At 38.1% G+C, this 16,286-nt stretch carries 16 protein-coding genes; 3 read left to right on the top strand and 13 right to left on the bottom strand.

Translation table 11 applies throughout. The features are described from left to right. From pepF to HMPREF2574_RS06100, 10 genes are all read right to left on the bottom strand, one after another. Entirely contained in the window at positions 1 to 1,803 is a 1,803-nt protein-coding gene (gene pepF, locus HMPREF2574_RS06145; RefSeq protein ID WP_070241593.1) for an oligoendopeptidase F, read from the bottom strand. After that, positions 1,755 to 2,786: a competence protein CoiA gene (locus HMPREF2574_RS06140; protein ID WP_024051954.1), complete on the bottom strand. Its 1,032-nt coding sequence runs from the start codon at positions 2,784 to 2,786 to the stop codon at positions 1,755 to 1,757. The genes pepF and HMPREF2574_RS06140 overlap by 49 nt, the downstream gene beginning before the upstream one ends. A gap of 491 nt (positions 2,787 to 3,277) precedes the next feature. Then, entirely contained in the window at positions 3,278 to 4,621 is a 1,344-nt protein-coding gene (gene celB / locus HMPREF2574_RS06135) for a PTS cellobiose transporter subunit IIC (RefSeq protein WP_024051955.1), read from the bottom strand. Positions 4,622 to 4,660: 39 nt separating this feature from the next. Then, positions 4,661 to 5,167, bottom strand: coding sequence for a hypothetical protein (locus HMPREF2574_RS06130; RefSeq protein ID WP_024051956.1), 507 nt, complete (start codon positions 5,165 to 5,167; stop codon positions 4,661 to 4,663). Between the two features lie 22 nt (positions 5,168 to 5,189). After that, positions 5,190 to 5,507: a PTS cellobiose transporter subunit IIA gene (locus HMPREF2574_RS06125; protein ID WP_021001470.1), complete on the bottom strand. Its 318-nt coding sequence runs from the start codon at positions 5,505 to 5,507 to the stop codon at positions 5,190 to 5,192. A gap of 12 nt (positions 5,508 to 5,519) precedes the next feature. Next, positions 5,520 to 7,511 (bottom strand): BglG family transcription antiterminator, encoded by a 1,992-nt coding sequence (locus tag HMPREF2574_RS06120; RefSeq protein WP_070812306.1) that lies wholly within the window; start codon positions 7,509 to 7,511, stop codon positions 5,520 to 5,522. A 55-nt stretch (positions 7,512 to 7,566) separates the two neighbouring features. After that, positions 7,567 to 7,881 (bottom strand): PTS cellobiose transporter subunit IIB, encoded by a 315-nt coding sequence (locus HMPREF2574_RS06115; RefSeq protein WP_003073302.1) that lies wholly within the window; start codon positions 7,879 to 7,881, stop codon positions 7,567 to 7,569. 118 nt (positions 7,882 to 7,999) lie between these two features. Beyond that, positions 8,000 to 8,239 carry a SemiSWEET transporter gene (locus tag HMPREF2574_RS06110; RefSeq protein ID WP_024051958.1) on the bottom strand — a complete coding sequence of 80 codons (240 nt, stop codon included), beginning with the start codon at positions 8,237 to 8,239 and terminating at the stop codon, positions 8,000 to 8,002. A gap of 234 nt (positions 8,240 to 8,473) precedes the next feature. Continuing rightward, complete coding sequence (locus HMPREF2574_RS06105; protein ID WP_024051959.1) at positions 8,474 to 8,716, bottom strand: hypothetical protein; 243 nt, start codon at positions 8,714 to 8,716, stop codon at positions 8,474 to 8,476. Between the two features lie 8 nt (positions 8,717 to 8,724). Further along, positions 8,725 to 10,164, bottom strand: coding sequence for a 6-phospho-beta-glucosidase (locus tag HMPREF2574_RS06100; RefSeq protein ID WP_070812305.1), 1,440 nt, complete (start codon positions 10,162 to 10,164; stop codon positions 8,725 to 8,727). 207 nt (positions 10,165 to 10,371) lie between these two features. On the opposite strand from HMPREF2574_RS06100, the gene HMPREF2574_RS06095 reads away from it, so the two are divergent. Next, the gene (locus HMPREF2574_RS06095) at positions 10,372 to 10,719 is read left to right on the top strand and encodes a hypothetical protein (RefSeq protein WP_070584228.1); all 348 of its coding nucleotides are present in this window, start codon (positions 10,372 to 10,374) and stop codon (positions 10,717 to 10,719) included. Positions 10,720 to 10,972: 253 nt separating this feature from the next. Here HMPREF2574_RS06095 and HMPREF2574_RS06090 read toward each other — a convergent pair whose 3' ends face one another. The 3 genes from HMPREF2574_RS06090 to HMPREF2574_RS06080 all read right to left on the bottom strand — a co-directional run bounded on the left by HMPREF2574_RS06090 (position 10,973) and on the right by HMPREF2574_RS06080 (position 14,421). Further along, the gene (locus tag HMPREF2574_RS06090) at positions 10,973 to 12,142 is read right to left on the bottom strand and encodes an MFS transporter (protein WP_070812304.1); all 1,170 of its coding nucleotides are present in this window, start codon (positions 12,140 to 12,142) and stop codon (positions 10,973 to 10,975) included. A gap of 78 nt (positions 12,143 to 12,220) precedes the next feature. Beyond that, on the bottom strand, positions 12,221 to 13,597 hold the full coding sequence (locus tag HMPREF2574_RS06085; RefSeq protein WP_024051963.1) for a DUF1958 domain-containing protein: 1,377 nt from the start codon (positions 13,595 to 13,597) through the stop codon (positions 12,221 to 12,223). A 116-nt stretch (positions 13,598 to 13,713) separates the two neighbouring features. Further along, positions 13,714 to 14,421: a glucosamine-6-phosphate deaminase gene (locus HMPREF2574_RS06080; protein WP_070241586.1), complete on the bottom strand. Its 708-nt coding sequence runs from the start codon at positions 14,419 to 14,421 to the stop codon at positions 13,714 to 13,716. A gap of 306 nt (positions 14,422 to 14,727) precedes the next feature. Between HMPREF2574_RS06080 and queA the strand changes: the two genes are divergently transcribed. Both queA and HMPREF2574_RS06070 read left to right on the top strand, forming a co-directional pair. Next, positions 14,728 to 15,756 (top strand): tRNA preQ1(34) S-adenosylmethionine ribosyltransferase-isomerase QueA, encoded by a 1,029-nt coding sequence (gene queA / locus HMPREF2574_RS06075; RefSeq protein WP_024051965.1) that lies wholly within the window; start codon positions 14,728 to 14,730, stop codon positions 15,754 to 15,756. Between the two features lie 10 nt (positions 15,757 to 15,766). Next, positions 15,767 to 16,240 carry an arginine repressor gene (locus HMPREF2574_RS06070; protein WP_003031885.1) on the top strand — a complete coding sequence of 158 codons (474 nt, stop codon included), beginning with the start codon at positions 15,767 to 15,769 and terminating at the stop codon, positions 16,238 to 16,240. The last annotated feature ends 46 nt before the right edge of the window (positions 16,241 to 16,286 follow it).

Raw genomic sequence — 16,286 nt, 5'->3', positions numbered from 1 at the left:
TTATGCCAGTCCTAACTTTTCTACGAGTGCTTCAAATTCATCAAGACGACGTTCAAAGACTGCAAAAGCAGCATTGAGGTAGTCTTCTTTTTCCATATCTACACCAGCTTTTTTAATGACATTTAGCGGATAATCAGAATTTCCTGCTTTCAAGTAGTTGAGATACTTCTCTTTATCTTCTTGCGTTCCGTTAACAATCTTATCTGCTAAGGCAGAAGCAGCTGAGAAACCGGTTGAGTATTGAAAAACATAGTAATCATAGTAGAAATGCGGAATCCGTGCCCATTCGTATTGAATTTGTGGGTTGTCTTCTTTCGTCAAACCATAATATTTTTCATTCAAATCTGCGTACAAATCATTCAAAAATTCACTCGTCAAGACTTGACCTTCTTGGTCAGCTTTGTGAATGGCATGTTCAAACTCGGCAAATTGAGTTTGGCGGAAAACAGTTCCACGGAAACCGTCCAAGAAATGATTCAGAATCGCAAAGCGGGTTTGATCGTCATCTACTTCTTCCAATAATTTCTCCGTCAGGATATTTTCATTGGTCGTAGAAGCAATCTCAGCTAAGAAAATAGAATAATCTCCGTAAACGTATGGCTGATTTTCACGAGTATAGCTAGAATGCATACTGTGACCTGTTTCATGAACCAGCGTGAAAAGATTGTCCAACGTATCTTGCCAGTTGAGCAACATAAAAGCATTGGTATCGTAAGAACCACCAGAATAAGCCCCAGAGCGCTTGCCTTGGTTTTCATAAACATCAATCCAACGATCTGAAAAGGCTTCTTTTACTCGACCTAGATAATCTTCTCCAAGGATAGCTAAGACTTCTTCTGCTTTCATCAAGGCTTCCTCATAAGTAAATTTGTAATCTGCTTCTGACAATGGTGTATAGAGGTCATACATTTTCAAATCAGAAAGGCCTAAAATCTTTGCACGTAGGGCAATGTAGCGATGTAAGAGTGGCAAGTGTTTGTTGACCGCAGACACTAAGCTATCATAAACACTTTCTGGAATAAAGTTAGCAGACAAAGCAGCTTCACGCGCAGAAGAAAAATTACGAACTTTGGCATTGTAATTATGAACTTTAACATTCGTTTGGAGTGTCTTAGCATAAGTATGTTGGTATTGCTCATAGACGCTGTAAAGCGCTTCATAAGTTTCCTTGCGGACTGTACGATTTTTCGACTCCACTAAACTAATGTAATTTCCGTGCGTCAATTGCACTTCATTTCCTTCTTCGTCGTGCACGGTTGGAAAGACAATATCAGCATTATCTAAGATTCCAAAAGTTTCACCCGCAGCACTAAAAATTTCACCAGCTCCTGCTAACAATTCTTCCTCACGTTGAGAAAGGATGTGAGGTTTCTTTTGCAGTAGCTTATCAAAGAAATGCTGATAGATTTGCAATTCGGGCTTTTCAGCTAAGAAAGTCTGATATTGCTCGTCTGTGATTGCCATAAATTCTGGCTCATAAAAAGCAAAGGCCTGTCCGAACTCACTATAAATGGCCATTCCTTTGGCTTGGTATTCTTGATATTTTGCCACGCGCGTATCTTGGTCATTTTTCATGTGAGCATAGGAATAGAGTTTTTCGATACGACGCATCAAGTCCAATTGGATTTCTGTTGTTTTTAAAAGGCTGTCAGATGAGTCCAAAAGATGCCCTGCTAAGCTGCTGGCTTCTTTTAATTCTTTTGAAACTTGAGTTAACTCTGCCTCAAAAGCTTCATCTGTTGTGAAAATCGTTGTTAGGTCCCAAGTGTATTTTTCTTCAATTTCATTTCTTTGTTTTGCCATAAAATTTCCTCCGTCCTTCCTATTCTATCATAAATATTGCCAAAAATCTTTGCATAAAAAGCTGGAGGATAGAGAATTTGGAAATTTTTATTTTTTTCTTTTTCATAATAAGCTGAAAATTGCTGGTAATAAGGTGTGAGATCTTGAAAAATCTGGCAGAAAGAGCTGGAACGAACAGGTTGGACTTGCGGGTAAAAGTCACTAGCCGTTTTGGTTAATAAATTATCACCCGTTTGATACAATTCTGCCTGCCATTTCATCCATTTGGGCTGCTGATAATAGAGCTGCTGGCGCACATAACTGCAAATATTTTTATCTTCTTTTGCCAGAAAACTCGTCATTTCCTGCTTGCAGAATGGCTGACGAAAGATGTCTAAAAGGTTTCCTTTACCAAAAGCAAAACTTTTCTCCTTATACTGAACCTTGCCATGCAAATCTTCATGAATCAAGTATTTAAGCCTCAAAAGCTGTTGCTGTTCGTCTAATTCCCATAGATGAAAGCCCATATTTTGACTGAAATAGAGAAAGTCCTTTTGTAAATTGGTCAAGGAATCTTTCAGCCAAAGTTTCTTTCCCAAGAGCCAAAAGACGCGATAACCATGCTGACGATAACTGTCCGTACGCTCTTTTAAGCGTTTTTGACTAAGCGAGCTACACTGAACTTCAAGCGCAATTTGTTTTTCAACTAACAAATCTGCGATTTGCTGCAATTCTGGTAAATAAGCTTCTACTTGAATCGCATGATTGGATTTTCTAGCCCAAGTAAACAAAGCAGTTTTCAGATTTAGGTGCTCTGCACTTTCATTTTCCGTAGAAAAATGGCAGTTTTTCAAGGAAATATGAGCAAAATGCGATCGCATCACCTTGCCATTCTTAAATCGCACCGCTTCCTTACAAGCCGGGCAGAGAAACCTATCCAACGGATTTACCGTATCTTCCACAGCATTTAGCATTTTTCCGTTTTCCTGACAAGCCATTAACATAGATTATTTTCCCCTTTTACTTAAATTATTCGTAAAAAAAGAGTGAGACAGAACTCATCTTAAAAATTTTAAGTTAAGTTCTGTTTCACCCCCGCAAAGTTGCTCAACAGTCTTCCAGACTGTTGAGCTGGTGGATAAAGAAAACAAAGTTTTTATCAAAAGTGCTTTTCTGAGCTTGAAAAATGAAGAACTTTGAAGGTGGGGCAAAGTGCTCAGCTTCCTTTGTTTATATAGTTAGAATTATAAGACACAGTAGTTGAGTGGACTCTAATATGTTGATAAATCAACTTTTACAGCCCTACTCAACCGTGCGGAGGTGGGACGATGAAATCAAGTTTCTACAAAACTACTGATTTCTGCCCCACTCTCATCCTCCACCTCAAAGTAGTGCTTTGAGCAAACAGCTACTGCGACCTTGGTTTATTGCACTATATAAATTGAAGCTGGAGACTTTCGTTCCAGCTTCAAATTTTTTATAAGGGGAAACAAAATTATTGAATCGCTTCAGCGCCGCCCATTTCTTCTTTGTACAACTTCGTATCATACATCTTAATAAATGGATACCAAATCACAAAGGCAGACAGAGCACAGACAAGTGCAACTACGAAAGCACCAATATTACCACCTGAACCAACATAAGCTCCAAGACCAATAGGTGTTGGCCATGGTGTTTGGGCAATTGCTTTACCAGCTAGTCCAAGTCGGACAGACCAGTAACCAATTGAAGCAGAGACAATTGGAGCCAAAATAAACGGAATGGTCAACATTGGATTATACACAATTGGTAGACCAAAGATAAGGGGTTCGTTGATGTTGAAAATAGCTGGACCCATAGCTGCTTTTCCAAGCATACGTAATTGATCTGACTTCGCACGGAAAGCAATATAGAAGCAAAGCAATAAGGTCGCACCAGAACCACCGATTGTTACATAAGAGTTGGTAAATTCACCTGCATAAGCAATGAATTTGCCGTCAACGTTTTGTGCCATATTAGCAAGCAAGATCGGATTAACCAGTCCCATAACGATATTAGCACCGTGAATACCGACAATCCAAAGAGCATGAACCAATAAGTAAATCACAACGATACCTAGCCATGTATTAGTGATATGGCTAACAAAGGCAAACGGAATTGCAATAACTTTATAAATATCTGTACCAAATAGGATAAAGATACCGTTAATGAAGAGTACTGCAAATGCAATGACAAAACCTGGAATGAGGGCTGTAAATGAACGAGCAACTCCTTCTGGAACAGCTTCAGGCATCTTGATGACCCAATTCTTCTGCACACAAAGGCGATATAGTTGCACAGCGAGAATGGACATCAGAATCGCAGTAAACATACCTGATGTAGATAAACGTGTCAAACTATCTCCGCCAACAGTCCAACCACCAATTGTTGCTTTTCCTGTAACGGCTGAAATCACTCCTTTAGAATAAGTTAATTCAGGAATGGTCAAAAAGTAAGCAAATACCGCTAAGAGACCACCATTGAGTGGATTGAGGTTGAGCCCTTCTTCTTCGACATAAATTTTTGTGTATTCATACCCAATAACGATGGCAAAATAGAGAGACAAAATCCCCATTGTACACTTATAAGCTAACAAGTATAGAGCTTGAATCTTATCAAATGAATTCGCCCACAAATCAACAATAAATTGAAGATTAAAGGCTTGCGGTATAACACTAAGAACCAAGAAAGCAGACCCTACGATTGTAAAGGGAATGCTGGCCATCCCGGCAGCAACAATAGCACGAACAGGACGCCAAGTAGAGACTTTCCCCATTGGTCCCATGAGGTACTTTTCTAGAAATTCAAACAATTTATTCATAATATATCCTCCTATGATGTTTGAAATATAATTTATAAACTAACGTTGAACAGTGGCAATATATTCTTGAATGCGTTTATATTGCTTATCTGTATGGTGATGAATCCGACTTAATTTTCTTAACATTAGAATGGCTAAAAGTAGCCCCAATAAAAGTACAACCGTTAAAACGGTTACAGTGGTTGTACTAATCGAAAAAAATGGAAAGAGGAAATGATACTGTCCCACAAAAACAATTATCAGTAGCAAAACATTTGCTAAAGCAGAAATATTGTAAAAGAACCGCGTTAATGTCGCTTCTTTTTGATGAACGCTGTACATTCGTGTTTGTTCCCACATTGCCAACGCCGCTAGAACAGTTAGCAACAAAGGCAACAGCAAAACTAAACCAGCCTTTGAAAGATACAGCATTAGCATCCAATAAAGATTAGCAAAGAAGAAAAATGCTGTCGCGTAGCGGACTGAAAAGAAACGCGTGTAGTACATGTTTTTTATTGCTGCTTCTTTTCGTCTTGCTTCTAGTTCTTGTTTCTCTTTTTCAGTCATGTTTTCCCCTTTCATTCATCTTTTACTTTTCAATCTTTCGATAAAGACTGAGCATTTCAAGTGCTACCTCACGCAAGGTCATAGTTGTCATCAAATGATCCTGAGCATGCACCATGATAATTTCAATTTTGATTTCCGTTCCACTTGCGTATTCTTGTAGCAAATTTGTTTGTGCATGATGAGCTTCCAATAGTTCTGCATTGGCAGCTTCTAACTTTTCAGCAGCTTCATCATAATGCCCTTCGCGCATATCTGCAAATGCTTCATGAACTGTTGTTCTTGCTGAACCACTATGCAGGATAATTTCAAAAGCTGCAACTTGTAATTCTTCCTGATTCATAGACAATCTCCTTTACTTTATGTTTAAAAATAATGCTTTAAATTCTGTAAACGACTGACAGCTCAATATCTTTGCTTGCAGGTCAGGCTGCTCTAACAAATCAACAATCTTTGATGTCAACGTTGCCATTTCTTCATTCCCATAAACGGACGGAGAAGGGAGAAAAATGAGTTGAATTTTAGGACTTTCTTCATTCCACTGCACGCCATTTCTCACAATGGCAACACCAATTTTATGATTCTTTGCAAGGGGCTTAATCGGGTGAGGCACCGCAACTTGTTCTGAAAAAACGACAGAACTCATCTTTTCACGCTGCTTGATTAGCTCTTGCATATGTGTAACAAAATCCTTTTCTTCTCCCTGCTCCATTTTTGTTAATAATTCTTGCAAAATCTGCTCTTTTGTCGCATCCTGCATGAGAATAAAACAAGATGGAGAGAAATATTCATCAAAAATCCTTTCACTATCTTTATCAAATGTTATCATCGCTTTAACTGGCAAACAGGTTCCAATCGGCTTTAACTGACTGACCTTTTGCTTGATGGACTTTAATTCCTCTGCATTTAAAAAGATACTAACAGTAAAAACAGGAACACTAAAGACTAAATTTGACAAGTCAATAGACGAAATGATGACATCAATATCTTTCAAACGTTCATCATCCAACTCATAATAACCAATCACATCTACAATGTGAACTAAGTTACCCAGCTCATTGACAATCCGATTTTTTAGCATTAATGCCGATCCATAACCCGTAGCACAAATCACCAAAATGTTAAACTTTTGCTTTTCCTTTAATCGCTCCAAAGCAGCCATGAAATGCAGTGCCACATAAGCCACTTCATCATCTGATAAGTCTTCCTTAGAAAAAATCGGCATTTCCTGCAAAATTTCTCGTGTCATTTCCAAAACTGCTGGTGCTTGCTGTTGAATATCCTGTAAAAGGGGATTTTCAAGCATCACATGATTTTGCAAACGCACATAGAAAGTAGATAAATGAACAACAACTCCTTCAACTAATTGAAAATCATGCTGAAATTGATAAGCCTTGACATGCTCGACTTGCTCTAACGCCTCTAGTAGCTGCTTGCGAATTTCTTGATTGGTGTCTATTTTGGTATTCTGGCTTTCTTGACAAGAAGCTTTTGAAATCAAATGGAGCGTGATATAGTCTACTTCTTCTTTGGGAAATTCCAGCCCAGTTGCCAAATACACTCTGTGTAAAATTTTCTCAGCAATCTTTCGTTCTGCCAGATAATTACCTTGTTCCCAGTCTTCAATCTTGCTAATTTGGAAGCCTTCTGCAATCCTTTTAAACGATAAGGCAATATGAATGACTAAATTTTGAATCACAAAATCTGACAACTTTAAGTGACCTTCACGACATTCGTCCAATACGATAATCGTCAATTCTTCTAAGCTGATTTGCCGTCCTAGAACTTCAATGTTAATGTAATTGTGCAAACTTTGAAAGAAATTATCACGAAAAAAGTAATCCATGATAAAACGTCGTTTATTGCGTTCGCTGCCTTTTACATAAACACCACGATTGGCTTTGCTCTCGATTTGTAAATCATACTTTGCCAAGTCTTGTCTGATTTTCTTGAAATCCGCTGACAAGGTTGAACGACTGACAAACAGCTCTTCTGCTAAGTCATCACAATAAAGTTTTTCCTGCTCAAAGAGCAATTTATTTAAAATGTAATTGTAACGATCCTCTATATTTTCAGTCTTAGCAGAGTTTTGCTCTGTAAAAAATTCTGTTTCTATAAAGTTTCGATAGAGAGCTTTATCTTGAAGTTCAAGTCGATAACCATAACCTTGCTTGGCTGTAATCTTCCAACCAGTTTCATCAGGCTTCCAATCCATCAATGATTTCAGGTAAGTTCTTATCGTACGATCAGAGCAAGAAAGCTGACTAGCTAATTCCTTACTTGTAATATAATGATCTTTATTTTCCAACAAAGATTGAAGAATCAATTTTTCTTTCTGATGTAGCAATACAGTTCTCCTTCCGCATTTATAAGAACTATTTTACCCTTTTTGAGCTGAAAATTTAAATCTTTTCCAAGATGAGGTTTGCCATTTTTTCAATTCCCATTGGAATAGGAATGTAGGCTTGCGGAGGAATTTGTACAATAGGTTTGCCGACTTTTGCTCCAGCATCCTCAAATTGCTTGAAATACATTTTTGTTTGAGGGCTAATGAGATAAAGATCAAATTCAGCAGCAGCAATGGCTTTTCCACCTTCTGTCGCACTAATAGCATCTACTTCAATGTCATGCCCTTTGCTCTTTAAAAATTCCGTTGTTTTCTTTGCCATCAAAGAAGATGACATACCTGCTGCACAGATAATCAATGCTTTAGCCATAAGATTTTCTCCTTATAAATAAAATTTATTTTATAAACTCATTATAGATGAAAACGATTTCAACTTCCATCTTATTTTTTTCCTTAGTTAAACGGAAACATTTCCTTAGTCACTTTTTTTACTTATATTTTAACTTATAACGGAGAATAGTTCCTGATAAAACCAAAGAAACGCTGTTAGCCATAATCAAAGGCAGATCGTTAATCACCAAGCCATGAAACAGCCACAAAGCAATACCAACAACTTGCATCAGATACATGCCAAGCGCAATAGACTCTGTGTCCTTGGTCTTGATGACTTTGAAAACCTGGGGCAAAAAGGCAAAGGTTGTTAAAATAGCAGCAATACTGCCAATCATGTTTATCTCCTGAATAATAAGTAACGACCAGCGCTCTTGATGAGCCTATGGCCAAGTGACGCATAGTCTACGAAAAACTCTTCAACTTGTATCAAATTTTATTGACTGGAAATACCCACCAACCATCTATTTTGAAGAGTTTGACGAAGAAAAGTACATTTTCCTCTCAAAGAAAATGGGCGGAAGAAAAATCTCCATTCCTCTTCCACTCCTTTTGGGATCAGTGTCTTTCCATCAGATGTAGGCATTCATGATACCTGGATATTTTAACAGGACCTGGACATCCTTCTTTTCCAAACCATAGATTTCCATAATCAATTCGCGAATCTTGGCATCATTGATGTCACTGTCTACGAAAAAGCCGTCTGCATTTTTCAACTTAATCGTCAAATGCTGAGTGATAGCTGGATTGGCAGCCAAGTCTGGCACAGCGACTCCTTTAGAAAATTTGATGACATAGGTTATTTTTTTACTCATAAAATCCCTTATCTAGTTACAGTTTCTCCATTTGATGCAATGACTTCCTTATACCAGTTAAAGGACTTCTTCGGTGAACGTTCATAACTCCCCTTGCCATCGTCATCCTTATCGACATAGATAAATCCATAGCGTTTGCGCATTTCACCCGTACCTGCTGATACTAGGTCAATACAGCCCCAAGGCGTGTAGCCCATGAGATCCACACCATCTTCTACCACGGCCTTTTTCATCTCGCGGATATGAGCACCCAGATAGTCAATCCGGTAATCATCGTGTACCATACCGTCTGCTTCCACTTGGTCAATAGCTCCAAAGCCATTTTCCACAATGAAAAGCGGTAGATGATAATGATCCGTAAACCAATTGAGAGCATAGCGCAGGCCTTCTGGGTCAATCTGCCATTCCCATTCAGAAGCCTTGACAAAGTTATTTTTAACCAAATCTTCAGTCTCTATATAGTCGAAGTAAGGATTATTTTCCCGATGGGAGTCAATAGCAAAGGACATGTAGTAGCTAAAACCAATATAGTCAACAGTGCCCTCTAGCAAGTCTTTTTGATCCTGCTCGCTAAAGTCCACCTTGATTCCCTTCCTTTCCCAGTATTTGAGAATATGCTCAGGATATCGGCCAAAGACATGCACATCTGTAAAGTAATAACGCTTCTGCATAGCTTTCATCGCCATGAGGACGTCCTTAGGATTGCAAGTAGCTGGATAAATCGGACACATGGCAATCATACAACCGATTTGGAAGTCAGGATTGATCTCATGACCGATTTTAACTGCTCGCGCAGAAGCTACCAGCTCATAGTGAGCCGCCTGATACATGATTGCTTCGCGATCATCGCCTTCCTTGTAGACAATCCCAGAGTTAGTGAAGGGAGCAAAATCCTCCTGATAATTAGCTTGGTTATTGATTTCATTGAAAGTCATCCAGTATTTGACTTTATCCTTATAACGCTCAAAAACAACTTCTGCAAAACGGACAAAGAAGTCAATCACCTGACGATTTTTCCAGCCACCATACTCGGTCACCAAATGATAAGGCATTTCGAAATGCGACAGAGTAATAACTGGCTCAATCCCGTATTTGAGACATTCATCAAAAAGGTCATCATAAAACTGCAAACCAGCTTCATTGGGCTGCTCTTCGTCTCCCTTAGGAAAAATCCGCGTCCAAGCAATAGAAGTTCGGAAGCACTTGAAACCCATTTCCGCAAACAGAGCAATGTCCCCCTTATAAAGATGATAAAAATCAATTGCTTCATGATTTGGGTAGTATTTGCCTGGCAACACTCCAGCCGTAATTTCACGCGGAACCCCATGGCGAGCTGCTGTCATCACATCAGCCACACTAATGCCCTTGCCGCCTTCTTGCCAACCACCTTCTAGTTGATGAGCTGCAACTGCTCCACCCCAGAGAAATCCGTCTTTAAATGTTGACATGTCTAAAGTCCTCCTGATTTTGATACTTTTATTATACTCCTAAGAAAGCGCTTTTAAAACCCATATTTTTGCCACAGCAATGCGGAAAATAAATCCAAAGATTGTGAAAGCGGTTGCTTTTTCGGCTCATTTCTTTCTATAATGAAGGAAAAGAATATAAAATCTACATTATGTTTCTCTATCTAAGAAAGGTCATCTCATTCCGCTATGATTACAAAATTCTTTCATGATTACAAAAAGTTTTTGATTTATATACCTATTATTGCTATAACTTGTACTATGATAGCTTTTTTATTGTACTTTTTACCCATTGATTCACGCCCGTTTTATCTTTCCCTCTTTACTTTTCCTTTTAGCTTACCTCCTTTCTTTCAGCAAAAGAAAGTTTCTACTTTTATCTTTGCTGGTTTTATAGACGGAGTTTTAAAAACAGGACTTTTTCTACTTGGTATCAAGCCTGTTAGTATTACACTTCCATTTTTAGTCGTTTATAGATGTGTCAGCCTGATTGCCTATGTTTGGCTCTTTTTATTTAAGAAAAAACTAAATGAGTAAATTAAAAAGAGTGAAACAGAACTAAAATTTGAAAATTTTTAGTTCTGTCTCACTCCACAGCCTGAGAGACTGTTGAGATGGTGAATGGCAAAAACGACGTTTTCATCAAAAGTGTTTTTTCGAGCTTAAAAAGCAAACAAGGTTAAGACTCGTTTCATGAGCCTTATCCGGTAACTAATTCGTCATTGCTTTATTATACAATATGCTATGAAGCTGGAGACTTTCAATCCAGATTTTTTATACCTCTCTTATTTTAACCGAATAATTTCTGATTTGGCTTGTTTGGCACTTTCAAAAAGAAGGCTAAAACAAGCACTACAATCATCACACCAGCTAAGAAAAAGCTCATCATTTCATAGCCAGATTTGTCAATAATGTCTCCTGCAATATTTTGGATAAGAATGGTTCCCAAATTTCGGGCTGTTTGAACAAGGGCAATAGCTGTCACCATATATTTTTCATCTACTACATTAGCAACAATCTTTAAAGTCACCATAATCAACAACATTCCTGTGGCGTGCTTTGACATCAAGGTCAAAAGAATCTTGGAAGTCAATCCCAAATCCAGACCATAAATCACATACTGTAAGAGCAAAATGAGCAGGGGAATATAAAGCAATTTTTTAATCGGAAGTTTATCCATAAAAAGATAAGAAAAGAAGATCAAGGGCGACTCACAAATAACAGAAATAGCTACCACAGTCGTCGCCACATTGACACTTAAACCACTATGCTCTAACATAGATGGTATATAAGTGTGACCAGTATTCCCGACTCCAGAATAGAGCGCTACAATAACGAGGTAAAACAAATATGTTTTATTTTTAAAAATCTGTCCAATATAGGAATCATTTTTCGTTTGTGTCGTTTTTTTAGGACGCTGATCTTGTTTTGGCTCAATTCCCAGCACTCCAAGAATACTCACACACATCATACCGATAAACACGATGAAAATCGCTTGCGGAGAGATGAACTTATAAATCAGCCCTGCTAATTGTGAGCCCATTGCATAGCCAAAAGTCCCCCAGATACGGATTTTCCCATAAGTATAAGGGCTTCTAGCAGCTAGAACGTCCATAACAGGATTCACACCGTTGATTAGCATTAAAACAGCGCCGTACCAAATTGTCAAGAGCAAGAGATTATTGGCTTGCATGAAAAAAATTGCTCCAACGATGATGAAAAGAAAGCTATAAATGGTTACTTTTTTAATGCCAATCGCGTCATTCAAAACACCCATAATAGGCTGTACAAGCATTGAAGAAAAGAACGAGGCAGAGACAACAAGTGAAACCTGACTAGCCGAATACCCCTTATCCAGCATATAAACTGAAATTAAAGTTGAAAACAATGAGTATGATAAAAAATAAAAATTATACATCAAAAAATAAACAAAATAGCTATTTTGAAATTTCCTAAACATGATTTTTCCTTCTCCCTAAAAAGGTGACAAAGCCCGATTGGATCAACCAATCGAGCTTTCTATTCTACAAATGAGTAATTAACGTTTCTGACGACGAGATAATTGTGTATCGTTAGTCGTACGCTGTTTTCTTCTTTGCTTACGTTTCGTTGCTTCAAAAACGACAATGAGCAAAAGAATAAGCAACGGAACTGCGACCAGAATGTGATAATCTAAAAAGAGTTGCTTCAAACTTTTTCCGCTAGATTTTGCTGTTGTAGTTTTTACAGTTGATTTAGCTGTACTGTTTTTAATTGCTGTATTCTTTACTTCTGTGACATTATCTCCGTTTGAAATAAGCGAAGAAAGTTGCTCCAAACCATTATCATTTTTCAATACGTCATTTTCCACAACTGCTTTTGCTGCTGTGTCTTTTTTCACTGTTGCATAGAAATCTTTTGACAGGTTATATCTTTTTCCATTGATTGTTTGTTCTCCAGCCTTGAAAATTTTTTTGTACTCATAATCAGCATAAGCTTTCTCAATCAAGGCATTGCCAAATGGATGGCGGTAATATTCTCCGTCTTGGTCAGACCAATTCCCAACTCCCATGATAACACTAATCAAACGTTGTTCCCCTCGCTTAATCGTTGCGATGTAATTAAAAGCTCCTCGTGGACTTGACCCCGTCTTTAAACCTTCGACGCCTTCAATGCCATATTTGGCACCGGGAAGTGAGTAATTATAGGTTTCAAAGGTTTCTTCATACGGCGTTCCCTTTTTTACCGTTACGACTGGTTTATTGGTGTAATTTAAAATATTTGGATAATTCTTGACGAAATGGTACCCTAAAATGGCTAAATCGCGCGCCGTTGTCTGATTGGCTGCATTGTTATCATACCGTTGTGGAGTATACAAGCCTTTGAAAGAAACAGCTGCAGCTCCGCTAGCATTGAACCATTTTGTATTGGTCATACCTAATTCTTTTGCCTTGGCATTCATCATGTCCAAAAATGTATCTGGATCATTGTTAGATAAATAATTGGCTAACATAACAGTTGTCGCATTTGAAGATGGAACAGCTGTCATCGTAATCAATTCAGAGACAGTATAATCTACTCCCGCCACAATTTTATTATTGGAAATTTCGTAAATTTTGGCAATTGCTTCATCACGTGGTGTTGCTTTGATAACTGTATTTTCGCTCAACTTTCCTTGCTGAATTGCTTCAAAAACTAAATACAAGGTCATCAATTTGCTCATACTGGCAGGATCACGAACTTCATCAATATTGTCTTGCCAAAGGATATTTCCCGTATTAGCATCTACAATCAAGGACGATTTAGGTCGATTGATTGGATTGATCTTCTCGTTTGGATACATTTTTTGTGCCATATCAACCAACTCATCTGCACGAGCAGCAGTTACTCCCACATACAACACAAAAAGACAAACAATAGCTAACAGCTTTTTCACTAGAATCCTCCTAAGTTCTCACTTATCTTCTAGTATAGCACACTTTATCCATAAGATAACGAACTTTTTTCAAAATGTCAAAAAACCTACCTAAAAATTAGATAGGAAATAGATTCTTATTTTTTCAAAATGCTTAAAGCTTCTTTATCTGCGATAATGACAACATCTTCATGTTTTTGAAGGACGCTTCCTGGTAGTTCTTCTGTAATCGGTCCTTCTACTGTTCCTGCAATCGCTTTAGCTTTTGAAGCACCATAAGCAAATAAAATAATAGATTTTGCATCGAGAATATTCCGAATCCCCATTGAGTAAGCTTGCGTCGGTACATCTTCTATTTTATCAAAGAAACGAGCATTCGCTTCAATAGTTAATTGCTCCAAATCCACTACATGAACCGTGCTATCAAAGCTCGTCCCTGGTTCATTAAACCCAATATGACCATTTGTACCAATTCCCAAAATTTGCAAATCAACAGGATGTTCTACCAAAATTTGGTTGTAGCGTTTCACTTCTGCTTCCGCATCTTCAGCAACACCATTTGGTAAAAAGCTTTCTTTAAAAGGCTTTTGATTAAATAAATGTTCTTGCATAAAATAACGATAAGACTGAGGATTTTCCCCACTTAATCCTATGTACTCGTCTAGATTCACACTGGTTAAGCCTGACAAATCAAGGTCACTTTCAACAATTTGCTCGTAAAAACTCAAAGGACTGCTCCCTGTCGCTAAGCCTAACGTTTTAGCTCCTTCAGCTAATTTTTCTTTTAATAATTCAAAGGCTACTCTACCGCCGTCTACTTGATTTTCCACTTGAATAATTCTCATCGCTAAACTCCTTTTCCTTATTTAATTACATTATATGGTATAGACCGATTTTTGTCAAGAGAATTTGTTTCTTTTTAAAAAATCCGAGCTTGTTTGCACGAAAAATCGTGCTATAATAGAAGAATGTTAGTCTATTTACTCTGTTTATTTTTACTGGGAGTTGCATTTGTTATCGCTGCGCTCCTTTTCAAAACCAAGCGAATCTGGTATTATACCCTATTGATTTTAGGCATTTTACTCATGTGCCTGCCACTTGTTGCTTGTTGTTATTCGTTATGGATTTTAATTACAGCCTAAGGAGAATGTATGAATACTGCTGATTTTGACTTTCATTTACCAGAAGAATTAATTGCACAAACCCCTTTAGAAAAGCGAGATGCTTCCCGCCTTTTAATCGTCAATCACGAAACTGGTCAAATGGAAGATACGCACTTTGATGCCATTATTGATCAATTACATCCTGGAGACGCTTTGGTTATGAATGATACGCGCGTCTTGCCAGCACGCCTTCATGGTGAAAAGTCTGAAACAGGCGGACATGTTGAATTACTACTGTTGAAAAACATCGCAGGAGATGATTGGGAAGTGCTAGCGAAGCCAGCCAAGCGCTTAAAAGTCGGAGCAGCTATATCTTTTGGTGACGGGCGCTTAACAGCAACTGTCTTAGAAGAATTAGAACACGGCGGACGAATTGTACGTTTCCATTACCAAGGGATTTTCTTGGAAGTGCTTGAAAGTCTGGGCGAAATGCCTTTGCCACCTTATATTCATGAAAAATTAAAAGACCGTGAACGCTATCAGACTGTTTATGCTAAAGAAAATGGCTCAGCGGCTGCTCCTACTGCCGGGCTTCATTTTACCAAAGAGCTGCTGGCTCAGATTGAAGCTAAAGGCGTAAAATTAGTCTATCTGACGCTTCATGTTGGTCTAGGAACCTTCCGTCCTGTCTCTGTAGACAATGTAGACGAACACGAGATGCATTCAGAATTCTATACATTGTCTGAAGAAGCAGCTAACACGCTTCGACAAGTCAAAGCTAGTGGACATCATGTCGTTGCAGTTGGAACAACTTCTATCCGTACACTAGAAACAATTGGTTCAAAGTTTAACGGGGAAATCAAAGCTGACTCTGGTTGGACCAACATCTTTATTAAACCTGGCTACGATTGGAAAATCGTAGATGCTTTTTCTACCAATTTCCACCTTCCAAAGTCCACTCTCGTCATGCTCGTTTCAGCCTTTGCAGGGCGAGAATTGGTGCTCTCCGCTTATCAACATGCCATTGATGAAAAATACCGCTTTTTCAGCTTTGGAGATGCTATGTTTATAAAATAATAGGTGAAATATGAATAAAATTGAAAGCCGTCATCGACTCATTCGCTCGCTTGTCCTAGAGAAAAAAATTCACACACAACAAGAATTACAAGATTTGCTTTCAGCAAATGGCGTTACAGTGACGCAATCCACACTTTCTCGAGACATTAAAGCTTTGAACTTAGTAAAAGTACACGAAGCAGATATTTCTTATTATATTATCAATAGCATGGCACCTTCACGCTGGGAAAAACGCCTGCGTCTCTATATGGAAGATGCCTTGATTATGTTGCGTCCTGTTCAACATCAAGTTGTCATGAAAACTCTTCCTGGATTGGCACAATCATTCGGCTCTATCTTAGATGCTCTAGAATTTTCCGAAATTGTCGCAACGGTCTGCGGTGATGATGTCTGCTTAATTATCTGCGAGGACAATCAAAAAGCACAAGACTGTTTTAACAAATTAAAACAATTTGCACCCCCGTTCTTCTTTAGTAAAGAATAACCTTTTTAAGTATGATAAATTGTAAAATATAGTGCAACAAAAAAAC

Source organism: Streptococcus sp. HMSC034E12, from assembly GCF_001835915.1.
In the GTDB taxonomy this organism is placed as follows: Bacteria; Bacillota; Bacilli; order Lactobacillales; family Streptococcaceae; genus Streptococcus; species Streptococcus vaginalis.
Note: the sequence above shows the minus strand (reverse complement) of the source record. Positions and strands in the feature narration are given on the sequence as shown.

Excerpts from the sequence above, each read along its gene's own strand:
- HMPREF2574_RS06095 (WP_070584228.1), top strand. The coding sequence starts at position 10,372 with ATGATTACAAAATTCTTTCATGATTACAAAAAGTTTTTGATTTATATA.
- HMPREF2574_RS06105 (WP_024051959.1), bottom strand. The coding sequence starts at position 8,716 with ATGAGTAAAAAAATAACCTATGTCATCAAATTTTCTAAAGGAGTCGCT.
- HMPREF2574_RS06110 (WP_024051958.1), bottom strand. The coding sequence starts at position 8,239 with ATGATTGGCAGTATTGCTGCTATTTTAACAACCTTTGCCTTTTTGCCC.
- HMPREF2574_RS06140 (WP_024051954.1), bottom strand. The coding sequence starts at position 2,786 with ATGTTAATGGCTTGTCAGGAAAACGGAAAAATGCTAAATGCTGTGGAA.
- HMPREF2574_RS06125 (WP_021001470.1), bottom strand. The coding sequence starts at position 5,507 with ATGAATCAGGAAGAATTACAAGTTGCAGCTTTTGAAATTATCCTGCAT.
- HMPREF2574_RS06115 (WP_003073302.1), bottom strand. The coding sequence starts at position 7,881 with ATGGCTAAAGCATTGATTATCTGTGCAGCAGGTATGTCATCTTCTTTG.
- HMPREF2574_RS06100 (WP_070812305.1), bottom strand. The coding sequence starts at position 10,164 with ATGTCAACATTTAAAGACGGATTTCTCTGGGGTGGAGCAGTTGCAGCT.
- HMPREF2574_RS06070 (WP_003031885.1), top strand. The coding sequence starts at position 15,767 with ATGAATAAAATTGAAAGCCGTCATCGACTCATTCGCTCGCTTGTCCTA.
- queA (WP_024051965.1), top strand. The coding sequence starts at position 14,728 with ATGAATACTGCTGATTTTGACTTTCATTTACCAGAAGAATTAATTGCA.
- pepF (WP_070241593.1), bottom strand. The coding sequence starts at position 1,803 with ATGGCAAAACAAAGAAATGAAATTGAAGAAAAATACACTTGGGACCTA.
- celB (WP_024051955.1), bottom strand. The coding sequence starts at position 4,621 with ATGAATAAATTGTTTGAATTTCTAGAAAAGTACCTCATGGGACCAATG.
- HMPREF2574_RS06130 (WP_024051956.1), bottom strand. The coding sequence starts at position 5,167 with ATGACTGAAAAAGAGAAACAAGAACTAGAAGCAAGACGAAAAGAAGCA.
- HMPREF2574_RS06090 (WP_070812304.1), bottom strand. The coding sequence starts at position 12,142 with ATGTTTAGGAAATTTCAAAATAGCTATTTTGTTTATTTTTTGATGTAT.
- HMPREF2574_RS06080 (WP_070241586.1), bottom strand. The coding sequence starts at position 14,421 with ATGAGAATTATTCAAGTGGAAAATCAAGTAGACGGCGGTAGAGTAGCC.